General features: G+C 43.5%; 19 protein-coding genes. 13 read left to right on the top strand and 6 right to left on the bottom strand.

What is annotated here, in order from left to right; genetic code table 11:
• Positions 1–343: 343 nt before the first annotated feature.
• The 8 genes from NI466_RS13895 to NI466_RS13860 all read left to right on the top strand — a co-directional run bounded on the left by NI466_RS13895 (position 344) and on the right by NI466_RS13860 (position 8,077).
• Positions 344–1,276 (top strand): SNIPE associated domain-containing protein, encoded by a 933-nt coding sequence (locus NI466_RS13895; RefSeq protein WP_253173869.1) that lies wholly within the window; start codon positions 344–346, stop codon positions 1,274–1,276.
• Between the two features lie 261 nt (positions 1,277–1,537).
• Positions 1,538–1,927 (top strand): ribonuclease E inhibitor RraB, encoded by a 390-nt coding sequence (locus NI466_RS13890; protein ID WP_004281735.1) that lies wholly within the window; start codon positions 1,538–1,540, stop codon positions 1,925–1,927.
• Positions 1,928–2,178: 251 nt separating this feature from the next.
• Positions 2,179–2,625 (top strand): SRPBCC domain-containing protein, encoded by a 447-nt coding sequence (locus NI466_RS13885; RefSeq protein WP_005106162.1) that lies wholly within the window; start codon positions 2,179–2,181, stop codon positions 2,623–2,625.
• 124 nt (positions 2,626–2,749) lie between these two features.
• Entirely contained in the window at positions 2,750–3,088 is a 339-nt protein-coding gene (locus NI466_RS13880; RefSeq protein ID WP_064097130.1) for a zinc ribbon domain-containing protein YjdM, read from the top strand.
• A 135-nt stretch (positions 3,089–3,223) separates the two neighbouring features.
• Complete coding sequence (locus tag NI466_RS13875; RefSeq protein WP_129717772.1) at positions 3,224–3,586, top strand: 5-carboxymethyl-2-hydroxymuconate Delta-isomerase; 363 nt, start codon at positions 3,224–3,226, stop codon at positions 3,584–3,586.
• 467 nt (positions 3,587–4,053) lie between these two features.
• On the top strand, positions 4,054–4,455 hold the full coding sequence (locus NI466_RS13870) for a YybH family protein (RefSeq protein WP_253173868.1): 402 nt from the start codon (positions 4,054–4,056) through the stop codon (positions 4,453–4,455).
• Between the two features lie 121 nt (positions 4,456–4,576).
• Entirely contained in the window at positions 4,577–7,015 is a 2,439-nt protein-coding gene (locus tag NI466_RS13865; RefSeq protein ID WP_253173867.1) for an AI-2E family transporter, read from the top strand.
• A 3-nt stretch (positions 7,016–7,018) separates the two neighbouring features.
• Positions 7,019–8,077, top strand: coding sequence for a DUF1176 domain-containing protein (locus tag NI466_RS13860; protein WP_354268458.1), 1,059 nt, complete (start codon positions 7,019–7,021; stop codon positions 8,075–8,077).
• A gap of 78 nt (positions 8,078–8,155) precedes the next feature.
• On the opposite strand, the gene NI466_RS13855 is transcribed toward NI466_RS13860, so the two are convergent.
• Positions 8,156–8,923, bottom strand: coding sequence for a hydroxymethylpyrimidine/phosphomethylpyrimidine kinase (locus NI466_RS13855; protein ID WP_035341206.1), 768 nt, complete (start codon positions 8,921–8,923; stop codon positions 8,156–8,158).
• 98 nt (positions 8,924–9,021) lie between these two features.
• On the opposite strand from NI466_RS13855, the gene NI466_RS13850 reads away from it, so the two are divergent.
• Complete coding sequence (locus NI466_RS13850; RefSeq protein ID WP_004645903.1) at positions 9,022–9,669, top strand: HAD family hydrolase; 648 nt, start codon at positions 9,022–9,024, stop codon at positions 9,667–9,669.
• Between the two features lie 148 nt (positions 9,670–9,817).
• Here NI466_RS13850 and NI466_RS13845 read toward each other — a convergent pair whose 3' ends face one another.
• The gene (locus tag NI466_RS13845; RefSeq protein WP_354268457.1) at positions 9,818–10,333 is read right to left on the bottom strand and encodes a hypothetical protein; all 516 of its coding nucleotides are present in this window, start codon (positions 10,331–10,333) and stop codon (positions 9,818–9,820) included.
• 24 nt (positions 10,334–10,357) lie between these two features.
• Positions 10,358–10,966, bottom strand: a complete 609-nt coding sequence (locus tag NI466_RS13840) for a DUF805 domain-containing protein (protein ID WP_253173864.1) — start codon at positions 10,964–10,966, stop codon at positions 10,358–10,360.
• A gap of 482 nt (positions 10,967–11,448) precedes the next feature.
• On the opposite strand from NI466_RS13840, the gene NI466_RS13835 reads away from it, so the two are divergent.
• The 3 genes from NI466_RS13835 (at position 11,449) to NI466_RS13825 (ending at position 17,821) form a co-directional block, all read left to right on the top strand.
• Positions 11,449–12,690 carry a carbohydrate porin gene (locus NI466_RS13835; protein WP_253173870.1) on the top strand — a complete coding sequence of 414 codons (1,242 nt, stop codon included), beginning with the start codon at positions 11,449–11,451 and terminating at the stop codon, positions 12,688–12,690.
• 170 nt (positions 12,691–12,860) lie between these two features.
• On the top strand, positions 12,861–15,263 hold the full coding sequence (locus tag NI466_RS13830; RefSeq protein ID WP_253144273.1) for a glucose/quinate/shikimate family membrane-bound PQQ-dependent dehydrogenase: 2,403 nt from the start codon (positions 12,861–12,863) through the stop codon (positions 15,261–15,263).
• A 392-nt stretch (positions 15,264–15,655) separates the two neighbouring features.
• Complete coding sequence (locus NI466_RS13825) at positions 15,656–17,821, top strand: TonB-dependent receptor (RefSeq protein WP_253173863.1); 2,166 nt, start codon at positions 15,656–15,658, stop codon at positions 17,819–17,821.
• Between the two features lie 109 nt (positions 17,822–17,930).
• On the opposite strand, the gene arsH is transcribed toward NI466_RS13825, so the two are convergent.
• From arsH to NI466_RS13810, 3 genes are read right to left on the bottom strand one after another with little or no spacing between them, the layout of a single operon-like run.
• Positions 17,931–18,635 (bottom strand): arsenical resistance protein ArsH, encoded by a 705-nt coding sequence (gene arsH, locus NI466_RS13820; RefSeq protein ID WP_253173862.1) that lies wholly within the window; start codon positions 18,633–18,635, stop codon positions 17,931–17,933.
• 4 nt (positions 18,636–18,639) lie between these two features.
• Entirely contained in the window at positions 18,640–19,680 is a 1,041-nt protein-coding gene (gene arsB, locus NI466_RS13815; RefSeq protein WP_253173861.1) for an ACR3 family arsenite efflux transporter, read from the bottom strand.
• Between the two features lie 9 nt (positions 19,681–19,689).
• Positions 19,690–20,007, bottom strand: a complete 318-nt coding sequence (locus NI466_RS13810; RefSeq protein ID WP_253173860.1) for a metalloregulator ArsR/SmtB family transcription factor — start codon at positions 20,005–20,007, stop codon at positions 19,690–19,692.
• Positions 20,008–20,090: 83 nt separating this feature from the next.
• Between NI466_RS13810 and arsC the strand changes: the two genes are divergently transcribed.
• Positions 20,091–20,519 (top strand): arsenate reductase (glutaredoxin), encoded by a 429-nt coding sequence (gene arsC / locus NI466_RS13805; RefSeq protein ID WP_253173859.1) that lies wholly within the window; start codon positions 20,091–20,093, stop codon positions 20,517–20,519.
• Positions 20,520–20,660 lie beyond the last annotated feature (141 nt).

Below are 20,660 nucleotides of genomic sequence, written 5' to 3'. Positions count from 1 at the left end.
CCAATTGCGAGTTGAAAAAGTCTAATGATTCTAATACACCTAACTTTTTCAACTAACTACAAATGTGTCGCACTTGGGATTTGAATCCGCGCTTTCAAATTATATCCTTTGATATAAAAAATATCGTAAGTTGTTTCAGAATGGATTTGGTTTAAGCTGGAAATCAGCCCGCCATGTATGACTTACACATAAAAATTTTGTAGAAAAATAAAATGAATGAATGACTTAGTGGTGATCAATGGCTTTGCTTATCTGGCTGAAGTGATGCAAAATCAATCATTACTTTATAATAAATTTTTAATTTGATGGTTTAGGGCGCTGCCCGGGGTTAAAGGAAAGAACGATGCTCAGTATGGCTCTCTTCGTTCTCGCGAGTATTTCAATATGTGCATTGCTATGGAGCTTGAAGGTACAGGCTTCATTACGCAGCAATATTCAGTTTTTACAGGAAAATCTGGATCATTCCCGCAGCAAATTGGCAGATTATGAAACTCAAGTCGATGAATTGAATTATGAAATCACCCAACTGCGGGTACAGAATGGCAGTTTAAACATTGCGCTGAATAAATATAAAAAATATCAGGATATCTGGGATATCGAGCAATATATTATTAATCGGACTTTGCAGGCCGAAAACTTTGTTGAAGCGACCAAGCTGGATGCTTCGATCATGATCGATGATCTCAAAGCCTATATCGCAAGAGTAAAAGATTATCTTGCCCAGTTTCAGGCGCAGGCCGTGGCCGAGGTTGAGCAGGAGGCCCGACAAAGTTTGCACGGTTATTATGAACAGGCTAAACAACAGCATCGCTTGCAAGAGGTATTGAGTGCTTTACAGCATAAAATACAGGCCCAGCGCTTCGGCTTGCAGCTTCCCGCAACACAGGTTTTAGAGCAGCTGATTGAGGGTTATAGCGAAAAGGATGCGGTTCGGTATTTACGCAATGTCCGTGACAGAATTCAGCAGGCCATAGAAACACAGCAGGTGGCGAGCTGTAATTATGTCGACGACAATCGCCGTCGAAGTACTATTGAAATCCTGAGTCTGGCTTTCAACTGTAAGGCAGATTTATATCTCTCTCAATTAAGCACAGAAAATCTGGGCGAGATATTGCAAGCCTTAAAGGATGATTATGTCTTGCTGAATTATACCGGGCAGGCACTGAGTCAGGCGATGATTCAAGAATCCTATCTTGATCTGCGTTTAGAGGAGCTCAAGTTTGCTGCACTGGTTTTGCAATTGAAACAAGATCATCTGCATCCATACATCGCTTAGATCATGACACTCATAGGGCTAGAAGATTTTTACCAGAGTATTCTGAATGCCATAAGTTGGTTTAAATCCTGATATTTTTCAGGATTTTTGACCTTTAGGTATCTTGAATATATTGATCCCCTTACTTATTTTTATATTTATAAAAATCATATGTTTATTTATGGTTAAAAGATAATATTTTTTGTCTGTATCTCGATAATGGTACAAAAATCAGCTAATCTTAAATGCAGAATAAAACAGCATCATAATAAGGATACTTCTATGTCACGTGATTACAATCAATTCCCTGACGATGAAAATGGCAATGTACTGTGGCAAATGCATCAGGATGGCGACGACTTGCAAGAAGCGCACGAAATTGAATTTTCGATTGCCTTTGCGGATGAAGCGCAGGCAGATCGTTGTGCCTTGCATCTATTAAAAGAAGAGCAAAAAATCAGCCTGTTTCAGGACGAAGAAAGCGATACCCTGGAATGGATTATCACGATTTATGTGTATATGGAGCCTGCCTACGAAGATATCGTGGATCTGGAACAATGGTTCAGCAAAATCGCTGCACAATTTCAGGGCGAATATGATGGCTGGGGTTGCATGGCCTATGTCTATGATGATGAGCTGGATGACGAAGAGAGCAGCCTGCGTAGTAGCTGAGCATGCTTGTATTTAAAGCATTTAAAATAAGAGACCCGGTGCTGCCGGGTTTTTTTATTGCTCTATTTAATTGCTATACGAAGATTTGAGCTTAAGTATAGATACATACTCATTATATATAGCCAGCTCAAAACTGGATAAAATAACTCAGATGAGTACTTAACTCAGGCTGATGATGCTGAGGATTTAGTTACAACAAATGCAGGGAATATCCCGCAATAAAAAATAATAAGAACAAAGGACAAGAAAAAATGAGTTACACCTTAAAAATGCATCGTGTGTTCAGCGCACCACCGGAGCGGGTGTATCGTGCCTTTGTGCATCCGGATGCACTGGCCAAATGGCTGGCACCACATGGCTTTATTGCCAAAGTAGAACATGCGGAAGTTAAACCCGGCGGCAGCTATAAAACCACCTTTACCAATTTTTCTACCGGGACCCAGCATCATTTTCATGGTGTTTATCATGAGGTCATTCCCAATCAGTTGCTGCGCTATACCGATCAGTTTTCTACCCCCGAATTGCAGGGTGAAATAGAGGTCACGATCATCTTTGAAAAAGTGTCAATCGGTACCGGTTTACACATTATTCAGGTGGGTTATCCGGATGTGGTGCCGCCAGCGGTATGTCATTTGAGTTGGCAGGAATCACTGCAACTCCTGTCTTTGCTGGTTAATCCGCAGATTTCAGACAATTAATTCCTTGGATCTCCTGTGTTGGTTTCATCCCAATGTCCTCTCCATCAGCGCGCCTGACAAAGATGCTATACTGTGCGCTTATTTGTTTCATTTATTTTATTTTTCTCTTTTTTTCGAGGTTCTTATGGGTCTGCCAAACTGTCCAAAATGTCAATCTGAATATACCTATGCAGATGGCGATCTACTGATCTGTCCAGAATGCGCACACGAGTGGAAAGAAGGTGAAATCACTGAAGAGCAAGTGATCATTAAGGATGCCAATGGCAATGTGCTGGCGGACGGTGATAGCGTAACGGTGATTAAAGACCTGAAAATCAAAGGTTCATCTTCAGTGGTGAAAGTGGGCACCAAGGTAAAAAGTATCCGCTTGCTGCCTGATGCTGCAGATGGGCATGATATCGATTGTAAAATCGAGGGAATCGGCCCGATGAAACTGAAATCCGAATATGTAAAGAAAGCTTAAATTTAGCCCTAGACTAAAATTCTGACGAGAGAATAATACGGTTGATTAATCGTATTATTCTCATTATTGCTGAAATTCTGGGCAGATTATTTTCCTGTCGCCCTGATCCTCACATTTCGATTTGAGACCACTTTAATGCCACACCTGCATCTGGAATATTCTGACAATCTGCAACATATCGAGATCAAACCTTTATTGGTCGCGATTCATCAGGCACTTTTTAACGCCGGCCATGTCACCGATCCCAATGATTTAAAAAGTCGTGCGATTATGCAGCAGGATTATGTGATTGGACTGAATGTTGTTACAGATCAGGCCTATGTGCATGCTAAAGTTTCACTGTTGAGCGGGCGCAGTGTCGAAGTTCGTCAGGCAATTTCCGAATTGGTGCTCGACGTCATGCAGCAATATATTGCGGCCCAGCCAGACTTAAAAATACAGCTTTGTGTCGAAATCATTGAAATGCCAAAGCAGACCTATAGTAAAGCCATTATCTGAATGATGGCTTTTATCTGTTGATATGGCATGGATCAAATGCCTTAAAACTTTATTAATGCCATACGAAATTTATAAACAGATCGACTTGGTCTGTAACAGCTCGCTATCTTATTCAGATCTAAAATTATTTCTATTTTTAAATGACGCTTTATGTCATTTACAGGCATGCAATAAAAGTTCTAAAGTAACTTTTAATCGCTGCTGATTTTTGAATCATCCAATCTAGAAACAGCATATTCATCCTGATTGAAATAAAAATAATTTAAAAAATAATTTTCAGGTGGGCTGTATCCAATCAGGCAGTGAGGAGAGCAAAGCGAGAATAACGCTTTAGCATAGGCAAAATAATAAGAACAAAAGATCAGAAATCGGGTCAGTTAATTGAATTCCGAATTCAGGTCTGACTTGTCCGATTGAGGAAAATTTGATGCAGATTTTTGGGGGATGAACAATTGGCTCGGGAAGTCATGGCATTTCTTCGAGAGTGGGACAATGCCATAGCCAGACTCGAAATTCAGGATATTATTGAATTGTGCCGACCCGATATCCGTCTGGTCGATGTCAGTATGGAAGTGAAAGGTGTCGAAGCCTATCAGGCACTCTGGCAACAATATCGGCACTTTATGCCCGAAGGAATACGTGTAGAGCGGCAGAATATGAATATTCATGTCACGCATGATCTGGCCATGGTGGATGGCTATGTGCGAGTCAACTATGCGATGATTGAACCGATTTTCCAGTTGGGCTGGTGTCGGGTCAGCATGTGCCTGAGCAAGCAGCAAGGTAAATGGCAATTGCTGCATCAACATACTTCAGTCCCTGTGCAACTCGAAACCCGGAAAATGCGCCGGATCAAAAGCGTGAGTTAATCCACTCATCTGAAAAGATTTAAGTGAAATATCTTTGCAAATGATTACAGGAATACCTTTGTAACAAAAATATAGAAAGTCCTAAATTATGTTGAAGGAATAATATTTTAGGACTTTCCAGGTGGATAACAACAAGAACAGTCAAGTAAAACCACGACAGGCCAACCTGCAACAACAGACTGAAGTATTGATGCCGGATCAGTCCGAGCGACAGCGCACCCACCATGCACTCAGAATGATGGCAGGCTTTGTAATTGCTGCTGTCGTCATGACGGCGTTGTATTTTGGTCGTGATATTTTTATTCCGCTGGCTTTGGCCATTCTGCTGGCATTTTTACTTTCTCCTCTGGTTTCCCGTTTAAAGCGATGGGGGTGTCCCCAATGGGCGGCGATTGGCCTGGTCATGTGCTTGACCTTGTCATTTCTGGGCGGTACTGCAACTTATCTGGGGGTGCAACTTGGCAAGCTGAGTCAGGAACTGCCGCAATATCAGGACACTATCCAGCAAAAACTGAAAATGCTCGAAAACTATCGTCAGGGACCGAGTATGTGGGACGGTGCGATCCAGACCTTTGACACAGTCGAAGATTCGATAGACACATCCGAACAGGAAACAGAAGACCCGAATGTGCAGAATGTCAAAGTGGTCGGTTTGGAACCAACGAGTGAAGAGGCTGCGCTGGACTGGTTGAGTAAAATCCTGAATCCGCTGGCGATTATCGGGATTGTGTTCCTGTTTATGGTATTGATTTTATTCAATGGCAAAGACCTGCACGACCGCTTTCTGAAACTCTTGGGCGGTAATCTGAATATCGGCACCGATGCGCTGGATGATGCCGGCAAAAGTATCGGAACCTATTTGCGCATGCAGCTGCTGGTCAATGTCACTTATGGCATTCCCATGGCGATTGGACTGTTATTGATTGGCGTACCGGCAGCGATCATGTGGGGGCTGGTCGCGGTGGTTATGCGTTTTGTACCCTATGTTGGTCCGATCGTTTCAGCTATTTTCCCGATTACACTGGCTTTTGCCGTTGATCCGGGCTGGGACATGGTGCTCTGGACTGTGGGCTTGATTCTGGTGCTGGAACTCATCAGCAATAACGTGATTGAACCTTGGCTTTATGGGGAAAGTACCGGTCTGTCTACCTTGGCGATTATTCTGGCTGCTACGTTCTGGACCACCCTCTGGGGACCGGTAGGGCTGATCTTGTCGACGCCTTTGACTGCCTGCCTGCTGGTTTTGTCCAACTACGTGCCGGCACTGGGTTTTGTTAAAACTTTGCTTGGCAGTACGCCAGTATTGTCACCCTCCGAACGCTTTTATCAACGACTGGTGGCTGATGAAGTCAATGATGCAATGCAGGTAGCCAATGATTACATCTGTGCGCAATTGCCAAAAAAGCCCTGTGCGGAGGAGGTGGCCCGCCGTGTACAAATGTTCTATGGCGAAGTGGCCATTCCAGCTATTCGGATTTATTCGCAAGGACATGATACCGATGTTACTGCCGAGCACCGGTTGCGTCTTTATCAGGGCTTGCAGTTCTTTAATCATGCTTTCCAAAAAGCCTATCCGAGTAAATTAAGTAACGAGCAGCCCGAAGTTTATTGTGTCGGTGCGCGTTGGGAAATTGACACCCAGATTTCTGCCATGTTGGCACACGCGCTGAATCTCAAAAATATTGCTGCCCGAAATGATCCGGATGTATTGATTCAATCGAGTGAATCAGGAAAGGGTATTGTATTACCAGCTTCGATCAAGATTTTATGTGTGTCTATTTTTCATCATGCGCCTGCGGCACAGATTCGTTTGCTGAAATATCGATTGGCACAGCAATATCCTGAACTGAAAATCATTTTTGCGACTTGGGGCGTGATGCAGCTGGAGCTTCTGGATGAACTGCAACAACGTTTTGAGCTGGAGGCATTGGTCAATAATGTCGATGATCTGATTCTGACTATCGAAACTTATACCTTGAATGAAGGCGAAAGCTGGTTTGAGAATCTGGAGATCAAGAATGAAAAAGAACGGCAGCAGGCTTTAAATGAATTGGGTTTATTGGATCATCGTCATCAGACCCTTTATAAACAATATATTGAAGAAGCCCGTCAAGCCTTTGACGTTGATTACGCACAAATTTCCTGGCTGAATCAGCATGAAATGTATATTCCAATCAGTCCTTTTACTCAGGAGCCTGTTGCAACCCGACAAATGTGCAAGGATTCAGTCTGTACCCATTTGCTCTATCAGAATGAGCTTTTGGTGATAGAAGACTTGCAGCGTGACCCGCGCTTTCCACATCTGTCAGAATTAAGACAGCATCATATCCGTTTCTATGCTGGTGTGCCTTTAAAAGATAAAAATGGAATTGCGCTTGGGAGTCTATGTCTGCTGGATAAACAACCGAGACAGATGCAGGCCGAAGATATGATTCTGCTTAAGGCTTTGGCGCAGGATTTAATGGCGACCCTGAGCAATGAGCGCAAGAAAAAAGATAAACAGAAGCAGATTGAGCAGATGCAGCCTGCTACCTCGGCAAGCGTTTTAAATAAGGACTAAATGATGAAACAAAAATGGATCTACAGCATCAAAATCATGAGTATCACATTTGGTCTAGCCAGTATCAGTTCATGGAGTCTGGCTGCTATTCAGGGACTGCATTTTTTACATAAAGACTGGGAAATTTCCTGTGATAATACCGGCACCTGCCGTGCTGCCGGTTATCAATCGGATCAAAATATTGATCAGCCGGTTTCGGTGCTACTAGAGCGTGCTGCGGGTGCAAACAGTAGTATCAAAGCCCAAGTCCAGATTTTACCCTTAGCTGCTGCCACACCTACACGACAGCTTCAGCTACAAATTGCCAGCACACCTTATGGTGTGATTGGTCTGAATCGGGAGGGAATAGGGCAACTCAGTACTGATCAAACGCGAGCCTTGCTAAAAGCTGTACAGGGAACAGCTCCGGTTGTATTTAAGAATACGCAATCACGCTGGAACCTGTCGACTTCCGGTGCCAGTGCCGTTTTACTCAAGATGGATGAATTTCAGCGTCGACTTTCTACGCCCTCAGCCTTGATCAGGCCGGGGAAAAAATCCAATCAGGCGGTGCTCAAAGCTGCAGCGATACCGAAAATTCAGATACCAAAATATCAGTCAGGCAAAGTCACTCAAGCAAAACTGAATACGGCAACAAGTCAGCAGATGATTCGAAAACTGCAAGCCACCACCAAGGAAGATCAATGTGATTTGCTGTTTAGCCAGCGTTTTCTGGATGATGATGTTATGACCATTTATCCCATTAATGCCCAGAATCAACTGATTCAGATTCCATGCTGGCGTGGGGCTTATAATATGGGTAGTGGCTTCTGGCTGATGGATCGAAACAAGCAATTTAAACAGTTGGTGACGACCTCGGGAGAAACATTTAACCAAGGCCAGATATTTTCCGGGCATAAAGTGCGTGGTTTGGGCGATTGTCTGAGTCAGAACGAATGGGCGTGGAATGGCAAGAAATTTGTCAAAAGCTTCAGTGGTCTGACCGTACAATGCAAAGGCTTCGCCGGTGGTGCTTGGAATTTACCGACCTATGTAAGCAAAATCATTTATCAGGCCAAATAGTATTGTTTAAAAAATAGCAGTGATAAAAAAGCCTGAATGACTCAGGCTTTTTTAGTTTTGATTTTAAGAAGTGTGATCTTAAAAACGCTTTGGAATTCTCTGGCCATTTGGAACAGGAATTTCAGCATTTTTTAATACCCCAAATAACCAGGTTTCAGCATGCTGTACCGCAGTTTTCAACTGATCACCCATGGCCAGACGTCCGGCAATGAAACTGGCCAGTGAACAGCCTGAACCATGATATTCACCTGGCAGACGTGGACAGCGAGTTTCGTTGACCAGCTCACCTGCGATATATAGGCTGTTCTGAATGTAATCTGGCGTATCTTCATGGCCACCTTTGACCAAAACTGCCTGTGCACCCATTTCAAATAATTTTTGAGTGGCCAGTTTGAGGTCTTGCTCACCCGTCAGGGCGCGTAGTTCAACCGTGTTCGGCGTTAAGATAGTGGCTAATGGAATCAACTGGGTAAATGCTTTGACCAGCGTTTCTTGATTACCCAGCGAACCGCCACTATTCGCGACCAAAACCGGATCCAGCACATACAGATAATCTGGATGTGCAGCCAGAAACTCGGCCAGTGCTGCGATATTGTCTGTGGTGCCTAACATGCCAGATTTTACGCAACGAATGGGCAGGTCATTGACCACCGCATTGGCCTGTGCCAACAGCAATTCTCTGGAAGTGGCTTCGAAACCAAAAACCTGCTGTGAATTTTGAATAGTGAGGGCTGTGCAGGCAATTGCCGCATGTGCACCACTTTGACCAATGGCTTCAATATCTGCTTGAAGGCCGGCTCCACCTGAAGGGTCTAAACCGGAAAAGCAAAGTACGGTAGGGCGCAAAATGATGTCCTTCATTCACTAAAATTGCATTAGTATAGGCAAATTTGAATGAACTCTCGATATTAATTTATATCGGTACTAATGAGAGGGGATGGGCGGTGATTAAGAATATTTTAATTGATCTGGATGGGACATTAACCGATCCGAAAGTGGGGATTACGACGTCTGCACGCTATGGTCTGGAAAAGATCGGTCATCCGATTAGTGACGAGATCAATATCGACTGGATTATTGGTCCGCCCTTAAAAGCCTCGCTTGCCAAAATTTTAAATGTTGAGGCCGATCATGTTCTGGCTGAACAGGCCTTGATGGGTTATCGGGAGCGCTTTGCAGTCAAGGGTCTCTATGAAAATCATGTTTTTGAGGGTGTAGCAGAAACGCTGGCAGAACTGAAACGCCGTGGTTATCGCTTGTTTGTCGCTACAGCAAAACCGACAGTGTATGCCAAACAGATTCTGGAACATTTTGATCTGGCCCAGTATTTTACCGACATTTATGGTAGTGAGCTGAATGGCGAGCGAACCAATAAAGCTGAGCTGATTCAGTATATTTTAGAGCAGCAAAAATTACAGGCCGATCAATGCCTGATGGTGGGTGACCGTGAGCATGACATTTTTGGTGCCCGTCAAAATGGTATTGATACTATTGCGGTAAATTATGGTTATGGTAGTCAGGAAGAGTTAGCACTGGCACAGCCTAAATATCAAATAGACCGCTTTAATCAGTTGCTAGATTATTTTAAATAAACCCTAATTTTTGCTTATTTTATTTGAGCTGATTTTTAGAGATATTTTGTCTATAAGCTGCTACATCTATACAGATCAACTCTCTTATTAGATTGTTATCTCAATAAAAATCCCGCAGCGTGCGGGATTTTTGCTCTTACAAGAACATTTAAAGCGTCAAAAACCAGGTCGATGCCAACACCACCATAATGATAATCACCAGTAAAATATTGATGATCGTCATTCGATGTTGGGGTGGAACTCTGGCTTTGGTCAGTGCATTTCCTGCATGGTCAAACAGGATGACATTTTGCACGCTACTTTCATAACCGAGTTCGAGTAACGCGCGCTTTTCAACTTCGGTTAAACCGTCTTCAGGCAGATCCATAATTTGCAGCAGTGCTATAGAGCTAAATAGTTTCTTCATCATTGACGATGGTAACAGCCGTTTCAGCGTCACCGCGGCTGCATCAAAGTCGGCAATAATACTCCGCGGATGGGCATAAGGCACATCGGGTAGCAGAGTATGCGTAATCGTGCCATCTATATTCATCAGCTGCATTTTATCTTTATAGATTTGCACCCATACAGCATCTGGAAATTTCACTAATTGATCTCGCAGCATGGAGAAAGTCTGATTTTGCTGATATTTAGTCATTAAATAATCGATAAACAAATCCCGCATCAAGACGGGATTTGTAAGGTTCGGTTATTTGGCAGGAGCACCATACTCATTGTTTTGTTGCTTGGTTTCAGTTGCCCACCACCAGATCAGTACCAGTATGCCAATCACGGTAAGCGTCAGTAATTGCCACCAACCAGAACGTCCTACATCATGCAAGTGACGCGCGCCAACGGCCAGACTTGGGACTAGAAGTGCCAGATTAAGCAGGCTATTCACCAGCGGTTTAGTGCCTAAAACTGTATCAATTACCTCAGCAACAATGCCTAAAATTACACAAAACAGCATAAAGAACCAAAATTCTTTACGGCGTGCACGGCCGGAAAAGTTTGCATAGTTGGTCAGACATTTTACAAACCAGTCAATGCTGCTGTAATTTTCCTCGGCTTGATCCAGATTTGAATATTTGCCAAGCTGACTGGAAATTTTTTCTCCCAGATAAATAGAACTGCCTGAGGTTAAATAAACCTCAGATGCTTCACCCGCGGTATTGACGATAAAATCGACCCGATCACCGCGTGAAGGTGGACGCTCACTACGCCAGTCTGCGCCATTAAAGCTATAGCGCTGATTATCATCCCCCGAGATAAAACCGGTATTGTGTTGAATAGAAAAATCAAGGATTGAACCTTTCATGCTTGTTCTCGTCTATTAAGCTAGATTATTGTTTTAAAGCGACGCAATTTCTTATCAGAATAACTTTAGCATAATCTAATTTTTAAAAGTTTATGGTGAAATGACAATAATTTTTTCATGTTTTTAAAAGCCTTATCGCAATAGTGATTCAGTATTCAATCAACAAAAAATGTAGCGTTGCATGATTTGAAATGAAGAAAATTAAATAGTAATGGAGCTGATTTATCTCTGAATCTTTTATAAGAAATTAAAGCTAAATCTATCTGATGAATATCAAATTTTTCTTTGGAACTATGGTTTGATGTTGTTAAATTTAATATGATGATAAACAGATACTTATAAATTTTAAATTTACAAAAAGCATATAATAATACTAATAAATATAACATTTTATTCATACTTTTTATCTATTAGTAACGATTTTTTAAAATCAACAGGCGTATAATAAAAAGCTTCCTATGGTGATGAAGGTGTCACATTCAATGTATCTCTCCCCATTATCGAAGGCCGTTTACCTTTGCTGTGCCTCTTTCATCTTAACCACGACCACTGTGCATGCTGAAGCTGCTTTCAGTTCGGAAAGCCCGTGGATGCTCGGTGACTGGAACGGGCAACGTACAGCACTCCAAAATCAGGGCTATGATTTCAGTTTTGGTTATACCGGTGAAATGGCAAGCTTGATCGATGCGCAAAGATCTTCAAACCATAAAACTGAATATGCGGACCAGTTTGTTTTTGGGGCACATCTGGATCTGGCAAAAATTGCAGGCTGGCAAGACACCGAAGCACAAATAACAGTGACCCAGCGTAACGGTCAGTCACTGTCTCAAAGCGCTGCTGCTTTAAATGGCCATCTGAGTTCAGTGCAAGAAGTCTGGGGCCGTGGTCAAACCTGGCGCCTGACTGATTTATGGATCAAGAAAAAATTCCTGGAACAAAAACTGGATGTGAAAGTCGGACGCTTTGGTGAGGGTGAAGACTTCAATAGTTTTGACTGTGATTTCCAGAATCTGGCCCTATGCGGTTCACAAGTCGGGAACTGGGTTGGCGATCAGTGGTACAACTGGCCGGTAAGCCAATGGGCTGCACGGGTCAAATATAACCTTAACCCTGAATTTTATGCCCAAGTCGGTGCTTATGAATACAACCCTGAGAATCTGGAACGTGGTAAAGGATTTAACCTGAGTACGGATGGTTCCAAAGGGGCAATGCTTCCTGCAGAAGTGGTTTGGGCACCTAAACTGGGTGAACAGAAACTACCGGGTGAATACCGTGCCGGTTATTACTACAGTACAGCAGAGGCTGAAGTCATTTCCAATCCAGATCAAACCGATCATCACCATGGGGGCTGGATTGTTGCCAAGCAACAATTGACTGCACATCACGGAGATACTTCGCGTGGTTTGACCGGCTTTGTGAATGCGACAGTGCATGACTCCAAAACCAATAATGTCAGTGATATGCAAAATATCGGGCTGGTTTATAAGGGTGCAATGGATTCACGCCCTCAAGATGAAATCGCATTTGGTATTGCACGCATCAACATGAATGACGATGTCAGTGCTGACCGTCATCAAGAAATCGATGCAGAAATTTATTATGGCTTACATGCCACTAATTGGCTCACCATTCGCCCGAATGTGCAATATGTGCGTCACGTCGGTGCATATAAAGATGGTGAAAATGTCTGGGTGGGCGGAATCAAGTTTAATACGTCATTTTAAAATATAGTTTTTAGTTGCAAATACACTATTGAATCTCTAGGTGCTTTGTTGCAGTAATGGGCAATGCCTGCTTAAGACATTGATGTATTTATAACTCAGAATTTAACAATAAGGGTGCTCATGCCTGTCATGTGCATGGACTTTCAAAAAAACTTTTATAGGTGTTCAATATGAATACTTCATCATCAGGTTCGGTACTGAAAACGTTTTTAGCGGTCATTGCCGCTGTTTTCGGTATAGGACTGCTGATTGGAGGGATTTATCTTGCAGTGCTGGGTGGGTCTTGGTACTACATCATTGCAGGTATTCTCTTTATTGCGACCGCAGTTCTCTTGTATAAACGAAAAAGTGCTGCACTCCTTGTTTATGCCATATTCGTTTTGGCGACAGTGGTGTGGGGGCTGTGGGAAGTCGGTTCAGATTTCTTTGCACTTGCGCCGCGTTTAGATATTCTAGGTCTATTCGGTTTAGCGCTGCTGATTCCGGCTGCCACACGTGGCTTTGATCATGCTAAAACCGCGAAAATTGTCTTGGGTGGTTCACTGGCCATTACCATCGCTGTCATGATTTATGCTGTATTTAATGACCCGCAAGAAATTCGCGGTGAATTAAAATCGCAGCAGCCTGCAGCCCACCAGCCAATCCCTGGTGTGGCAGATGAAGACTGGCCTGCTTATGGCCGTACCCAGTCCGGGTTACGGTATTCACCCTTAAAGCAGATTAATACTGAAAATGTCAAAGATTTACAGGTAGCTTGGGAATATCACACGGGCGAATTCAAGACTGAAAATGACTCGGGTGAAACCACCAATCAGGTTACTCCAATAAAGGTGGGTGACAACATGTACATCTGTACCACTCACCAGAAATTGACTGCGCTTGATCCGGCAACTGGTAAGGCGAAATGGACCTATGATCCAAAACTGAAAGCCGATCATACCTATCAGCATTTAACCTGCCGTGGTGTATCTTATTATGATGTCAACAATACGGCTGGTTTTGAAAGCAGTCTCGCTGCGAAGAAAACCACATCGGCTGAATGTCCGCAAAAAGTCATTTTACCGGTCAATGATGGGCGTCTGGTTGCGGTAAATGCAACCACCGGTAAAGTCTGTTCTGACTTTGGTAAAAATGGCGAAGTCGATCTGCAAAAAGATATGCCATTCCCATATCCGGGCGGTTATATTCCAACCTCACCGCCTGTAGTCACCGGTACCACCATTATTATTGCGGGTTCAACTACCGATAACTATTCAACTGAAGAGCCGTCAGGTGTGATCCGTGGTTATGATGTCAATACGGGTGAATTGCTTTGGGTATTTGACACAGGCGCTGAAGATCCGAATTTGATTCCTGCACCGGGTCAAAAATTTGTACACAACTCTCCAAATGCTTGGGCACCTTTGGCCTATGATGCAGAGCTGGATATCGTCTACGTACCAACGGGTGTCGGTACACCGGATATTTACGGTGGTCACCGGACTGAACTGGACGAGCGTTATGCCAACTCGATGCTGGCCCTGAATGCGACGACTGGTAAGCTGGTATGGAACTTCCAGACTACCCATCATGATTTGTGGGATATGGACGTACCTTCACAGCCGACATTGACCGAGATTAAAGACAAAAACGGCAATATGGTTCCAGCCATTTATGTCTTGACCAAAACCGGTAATGCTTTTGTGCTAGACCGTCGTAATGGTAAAGCGATTGTGCCGATTACCGAGAAACCGGTACCACAATCTGTGAAGCGTGGACCTCAAACCAAAGGCGAGTTCTATTCTAAAACTCAACCGTTCTCTGACTTTAATCTGGCGCCACAAGATAAATTGACCGATAAACAGATGTGGGGTGCGACCATGTTTGACCAGTTGGTCTGCCGTGTTGCTTTCCACAAACTGAATTACGATGGCATTTATACCCCACCTTCTGAAAATGGGACGCTGGTCTTCCCGGGTAACCTAGGTGTGTTTGAATGGGGCGGTATGTCGGTGAATCCGGACCGTCAAATTGCATTAACCAACCCGATTGGCCTGCCATTTGTATCAAAACTGATTCCTCAAGATCCGAACCGTCCTAAGACGGCTAAAGGTGCAGGTACAGAAGCCGGCGTTCAACCGATGTATGGTGTACCTTATGGCGTTGAAATCAGTGCGTTCCTGTCTCCGTTTGGGCTGCCGTGTAAACAGCCGTCTTGGGGCTTTGTTGCAGGTGTGGACTTAAATACTCATGAAGTGGCCTGGAAACGCCGTATCGGTACCATTCGTGACAGTATGCCGGGCATTCCATTGCCACCATTCAAAATGGGTGTGCCGATGCTAGGTGGCCCTATTTCAACTGCGGGCAACGTGATGTTTGTGGGTGGAACTCAAGATAACTACATCCGTGCCATCAACGTGAATAACGGTGATGAACTATGGAAAGGTCGTCTACCTGCAGGTGGTCAGGCTACTCCAATGACCTATGAAGCCAATGGTAAGCAATACGTGGTCATTATGGCCGGTGGTCATGGTTCCTTTGGCACCAAAATGGGCGACTCTCTGGTGGCTTATGCCTTGCCAGACAATAAATAGTTAAATTTTTAAATCAGTATGAAGGAGCCTGATTCGTCAGGCTTTTTTATTATGTATTGTTGAATGCCTACATCCAGTTTTAAGGACACAGAGAAATGATGTTGATTTGTTGCTGAAAGCTCAATTTCATTCAGATCGCATTAAAATAATATGCTTTGTATCTGGCTGATTTTAAGTGCTATTCAGATAAAAGATTAATCAAGTCGGAATTTATCGAACACAAAATTTTTAAGCTCAAAGCCTTTCTACTCATTGAACGAACTATATGTCATCGAATTAGCATACTTATTTGGTATCGATGCTTAAAACAAAATGAATTGAATCATGAGATGTACGCCATCTCGATAAGGTATTTGCCGCATTAAACCACTTTCAAATAAGGCCTGTCATTTATGTATCAAAGCCCGAAATTTCCATTTGTGAAATCGACCTTATCCTGCCTGATTGCTTGCGTAGGTCAGAATATTTATGCAGAAAATGACACACAAGAAGTCCAAAGATTAGACACGATTGTCATTCAAGCAACCCGTACCGATCGGGAGCGATTGACCACACCAGCGTCAGTGTATTATCTGAATCAAGAACAAGATAACAGCATGAATGTGAACCTTTCGGAAACATTAAAAGGTGTTCCAGGACTACAGTTAAATAACCGTGAAAACTATGCCCAAGACCTGCAAATTTCGATGCGTGGCTTTGGTGCGCGTTCAAGTTTTGGTGTACGGGGTGTACGTTTATATGTGGATGGAATCCCTGCAACGATGCCGGATGGACAGGGACAAACCTCGAATATTGATTTGAACAGTCTGGATCATATTGAAGTATTGGGTGGTGGATTTTCATCACTCTATGGCAATTCTTCAGGGGGAACGATTTTAACCACCACAAAGGAAGGGCAAGGTGCTGACTCAATTGAACTGGGGCATTCTGCAGGGAGCCAGAACAAAGGGCAGACCAAGCTGGTTTTGCAAGGTGGTTCAGAAAATGCCGATGAACCAGCTTATATCATTAGCTCATCTTATTTTGATACCGACGGCTATCGGGAGCATAGCGGCGCGCATAAAGTTCTGCATAATGCCAAGCTGACTTGGGATCTGGAAGATGGTTCTAAAATCAACTGGATGAATAACTACGTTAAAATTGCAGCGGATGATCCGGGCGGTTTAACCCGAGAACAGTGGAAGGTCAATCCCAGACAGATCGCGACCAACGTCCTTCTTTATAATGCACGTAAAGAAATTGAACAACTGCAAACAGGTTTGACCTGGAATAAGCCGATCAATGACCAGCATGAACTGTATGGCATGGCCTACTGGGGACAGCGCGCAGTCACGCAATATCAGTCGATTCCAAAGTGTGCATATGAAGAAAATACTGATATTTGTAAACCTAATACAGTTCAACTAGCCCGAAATCATCCCGGTGGTGTCATTGATTTTGACCGTAATTTTTATGGGACAGATTTACGCTGGACGGGTAAAGATATTCTACCAAATACTAAACTGATTGCAGGTGTCGCCGTAGATGCCATGACCGAAGACCGTAAAGGCTATCAAAACTTTTTAGGTGATCGCTTGGGAGTCAAAGGCGAACTGCGTCGAGATGAAGATAATACCCTGTGGAATTTAGATCCGTATTTGCAAGCTTCTTATCATTTTGCTCCCGATTGGACTTTAGATGCCGGCCTGCGCTATAGCAATGTACATTTCAAGTCTAAAGACAAGTTTCTGGCGAATGGCAATAATTCGGGTAAAACCGATTATCAGAAATTACTGCCTTCAGCTGCGTTAAGCTGGCAGATTTTTCCTGAGCTGATGACTTATGCCAGTTATGCACAAGGCTTTGAAACGCCCACCTTTACCGAAATGTCTTATCCAGCAGATGGCAGTAGTCGCACACTTGATCTAAAAGCAGCAGAAAGTAGAACTTATGAGATGGGATTGAAATCTGCAAATACATTAGGTGATTTTACTGTTGCAGTTTTCCAGACCAAGACGAAGAATGACATTGTTTCTGCAGGTAATGACAATGGTCGCTCTACTTTCCGTAATGCCGATAAAACTTTAAGAGAAGGTATTGAACTCTCCTGGAATAAAAATTTATGGCGTGATCTCACTGCTCAAGCCAGCTATAGCTATATAGATGCTACTTTTGATGCAGATATTCCTGAACTTCGGAATGATGAAGGAGAGGTTGTAGTATCTAGAATAGCATCGGGTAACTATATTCCGGGGATTGCCAAAAATCAGGCATTTTTAAGTTTGGACTGGAAGCCTGAAAAAGGTCTACATGCAGGTCTGGATGTGCGTTACTCCGATAAGATTTATGTGAATGACTTGAATTCTGATGCTGCACCAAGCTACACGGTTGCTGGCGCCAATGTGGGTTATAACTGGAAAATGCAGGATTGGGCGGTGAATACTTTTGCGCGTGTCGATAACCTGTTTGATAAAGATTATTCTGGTTCGGTTATTGTCAATGAAAGTAATAGCCGTTTCTTTGAGCCGGCAGAAGGACGGAACTGGAGCGCTGGTCTGAGTATAACGAAAGAATTTTAATTGAAATGATTTAGGGCTGTTAAATTTTCAAAAAACAAAATCCCGTTTCCTGAGCGGGATTTTTTAATATTTAAGTTTTGAAAAGTTGATCAGAGGATTTGAGATAAAACTAGATCTTTTGCTGATTCACCCGCTTTGATAATTCTTCGGCACTTTCCACCCGTTCAGAATATCGATCGGTGAGATCAGCAGACTGACCGCGGGTGAGGAGAGTGAACTTGTAGAGTTCCTCCATCACATCCACAATGCGGTTGTAATAAGGTGATGGTTTCATGCGACCATCTTCTTCAAATTCAAGGAAAGCTTTGGGTACAGAAGACTGATTTGGAATGGTGATCATCCGCATCCAGCGTCCTAAAACACGCAACTGATTCACTGCATTAAAGGATTGCGAACCACCACAAACCTGCATCACGGCCAGTGTCTTGCCTTGGGTCGCACGAATTGCACCGGCTGCCAGAGGAATCCAGTCAATTTGGGCTTTTAGAATCGAACTCATCGAACCATGACGTTCCGGTGAACACCAGACCATGCCTTCTGACCAGACCAAAAGTTCATGCAGTTCTTGTACCTTAGGGTGGCTCGTATCTGCATCTTCAGGTAAAGGTAATCCTTTGGGATGGAAGATTCTGACTTCGGCGCCAAAATATTCCAGTATCCGGCCCGCTTCCTGAACAGCGAGCCGGCTATAGGACCGTTCACGGTTTGAACCATACAGCAGCAAAATCCGGGGTGGATGATCCAGTGCTTTGGCCTGAACTTTATCCAGCGTCGGTGTTTCTAGCAGATTCACATTGATATTCGGGAGATCCATCGGGTTATGCCTCTTTAAACAATTTTTTTCTTAGCCATAATGAAACGCTGACTAGCGCAATCAGAACCGGAACTTCAACCAGAGGGCCAATCACCGTGGTAAATGCCACAGGGGACGCGAGACCAAAAGTGGCAATTGCAACTGCCAGCGCCAGTTCAAAATTATTACCGGCAGCGGTAAAAGAAATAGCCGCGGTTTTAGGATAATCATTGCCCATCCACTTGCTCATAAAGAAGCTGATAAAGAACATCACAATGAAATAAATGGTCAGGGGAATGGCGATTCTGAGTACATCCAGTGGCAGGCTGACCACATCACCGCCTTTCAGGCTAAACATGGCGACAATGGTAAATAACAGGGCCAGCAGGCTGAGCGGACTGATTTTTGGAATAAACTGCGTCTGATACCATTCCAGACCTTTTTGCTTGACCAGAATCAAACGTGTCAAAAAGCCCAGCAAAAATGGAATACCCAGATAAACCAGAACCGCGTGAGTAATCGTCCAGAAGCTAACATCAATCATCTGTGCTTCAACACCAAAATAAGGTGGCAAGAAGGTCAAAAACAGCCAGGCATAGCTACTGAAAAACAGGATCTGGAAAATACTGTTAAATGCCACCAGTCCGGCCACATATTGATTATCGCCACAAGCCAGACCATTCCAGACCAGCACCATGGCAATACAACGCGCCAAGCCGATCAAAATGACACCCGTCATATATTCAGGATAGGATTGCAGAAAAATCAGCGCCAATGCAAACATCAGGCAGGGTGCAATCAGCCAGTTCTGAACCAGAGACAGGGTAAGCGTGCGTTTATCCTTAAATACCTGCGGCAAGGTGGCATAGTCCACTTTGGCAAGCGGTGGATACATCATGACAATCAGACCGATGGCAATCGGAATATTGACCGAATCAATACTCATCCGGTCCAATGCGATCGAAGCTTGAGGAAAGAAAACCCCAATCCCGATTCCCAGCAGCATGGCAATAAAAATCCAGATGGTCAGATTCTTATCTAAAAATGACATTTTTGAAGCAGACATGATATTGGCTCAGGATAATTCGCAGGACGCTGAAATGGTAGATTTTAACTTTTGAATTTCCGGATCTTGTGCGATGATTTTTAATACTTCATTTGCCCAGACCGGCAAATCAGGATTTAAACGGTAATAAACCCATTGCCCTTGGCGTTGATCTAGCAAAACGCCCAGATTTCTCAATAAGGCCAGATGACGGGAAATTTTGGGCTGGCTCAGATTTAATTGCTCTGTGAACTCACAGACACAGACATTCTGTTTGGCCATGACCAGCTTTAAAATATCTAAACGTGTTGAATCGGCAAGACATTTAAAAAAATCGGTCTGGTGCATCGCGATATCCTGATATATTGACTATTGCGAATATACGGATATCCATATATAAAAGCAATATTGTTTATGCACTGAGAAAAGTCATGTCGCAAAAGATCAAGATTTATCATAATCCTGAATGTGGAACCTCTCGAAATACCTTGGCCTTAATCCGTAATACCGGTGAGGAGCCAATGGTGATTGAATATCTGAAAACACCGCCGACCAAAGAGGAGCTGATTCAGTTAATTCAGGATGCGGGGCTGTCGGTACGTGAAGCAATTCGTAAAAATGTAAAGCCCTATGAAGAACTCAACTTGGAAAGCAGTGATTGGACAGATCATCAACTGATTGATTTTATGTTGCAATATCCGATTTTGATTAATCGTCCATTTGTGGTGACTGAACTTGGTGTGAGATTGTGTCGACCATCAGAAGTTGTTTTAGATATTCTTTCTGCTCCGCAGCGCGCAGCTTTTAGCAAGGAAGATGGGGAAATGATTATTGATGAAGCAGGGAAGCGGTTGAAATAAATCCCAGAATTGAAGCTGATCAATTAGATCATGAAAAAAGCCACCGCGAGGGTCACTGCTGTCCCATAGTTTGCTTTAAATAAAAAAACCTGAGTCCTAACAGTTAAAATATGAGTGCAAACAAACACTTTAACGACCAGG

This window comes from Acinetobacter lwoffii, from assembly GCF_024129595.1.
Taxonomy (GTDB): Bacteria; Pseudomonadota; Gammaproteobacteria; order Pseudomonadales; family Moraxellaceae; genus Acinetobacter; species Acinetobacter lwoffii_O.
The sequence above is the reverse complement of the archived record's forward strand: the minus strand, read 5'-3'. Positions and strand labels throughout refer to the sequence as shown.

What these genes read in the sequence shown, in the direction of transcription:
- NI466_RS13830 (WP_253144273.1), top strand. Translation starts at nt 12,861, where the DNA reads ATGAATACTTCATCATCAGGTTCGGTACTGAAAACGTTTTTAGCGGTC.
- arsB (WP_253173861.1), bottom strand. Translation starts at nt 19,680, where the DNA reads ATGTCTGCTTCAAAAATGTCATTTTTAGATAAGAATCTGACCATCTGG.
- NI466_RS13835 (WP_253173870.1), top strand. Translation starts at nt 11,449, where the DNA reads ATGTATCTCTCCCCATTATCGAAGGCCGTTTACCTTTGCTGTGCCTCT.
- NI466_RS13825 (WP_253173863.1), top strand. Translation starts at nt 15,656, where the DNA reads ATGTATCAAAGCCCGAAATTTCCATTTGTGAAATCGACCTTATCCTGC.
- NI466_RS13885 (WP_005106162.1), top strand. Translation starts at nt 2,179, where the DNA reads ATGAGTTACACCTTAAAAATGCATCGTGTGTTCAGCGCACCACCGGAG.
- NI466_RS13840 (WP_253173864.1), bottom strand. Translation starts at nt 10,966, where the DNA reads ATGAAAGGTTCAATCCTTGATTTTTCTATTCAACACAATACCGGTTTT.
- NI466_RS13860 (WP_354268458.1), top strand. Translation starts at nt 7,019, where the DNA reads ATGAAACAAAAATGGATCTACAGCATCAAAATCATGAGTATCACATTT.
- NI466_RS13895 (WP_253173869.1), top strand. Translation starts at nt 344, where the DNA reads ATGCTCAGTATGGCTCTCTTCGTTCTCGCGAGTATTTCAATATGTGCA.
- NI466_RS13875 (WP_129717772.1), top strand. Translation starts at nt 3,224, where the DNA reads ATGCCACACCTGCATCTGGAATATTCTGACAATCTGCAACATATCGAG.
- arsC (WP_253173859.1), top strand. Translation starts at nt 20,091, where the DNA reads ATGTCGCAAAAGATCAAGATTTATCATAATCCTGAATGTGGAACCTCT.
- NI466_RS13845 (WP_354268457.1), bottom strand. Translation starts at nt 10,333, where the DNA reads ATGCGGGATTTGTTTATCGATTATTTAATGACTAAATATCAGCAAAAT.
- NI466_RS13870 (WP_253173868.1), top strand. Translation starts at nt 4,054, where the DNA reads ATGGCATTTCTTCGAGAGTGGGACAATGCCATAGCCAGACTCGAAATT.
- NI466_RS13880 (WP_064097130.1), top strand. Translation starts at nt 2,750, where the DNA reads ATGGGTCTGCCAAACTGTCCAAAATGTCAATCTGAATATACCTATGCA.
- NI466_RS13810 (WP_253173860.1), bottom strand. Translation starts at nt 20,007, where the DNA reads ATGCACCAGACCGATTTTTTTAAATGTCTTGCCGATTCAACACGTTTA.
- arsH (WP_253173862.1), bottom strand. Translation starts at nt 18,635, where the DNA reads ATGGATCTCCCGAATATCAATGTGAATCTGCTAGAAACACCGACGCTG.
- NI466_RS13890 (WP_004281735.1), top strand. Translation starts at nt 1,538, where the DNA reads ATGTCACGTGATTACAATCAATTCCCTGACGATGAAAATGGCAATGTA.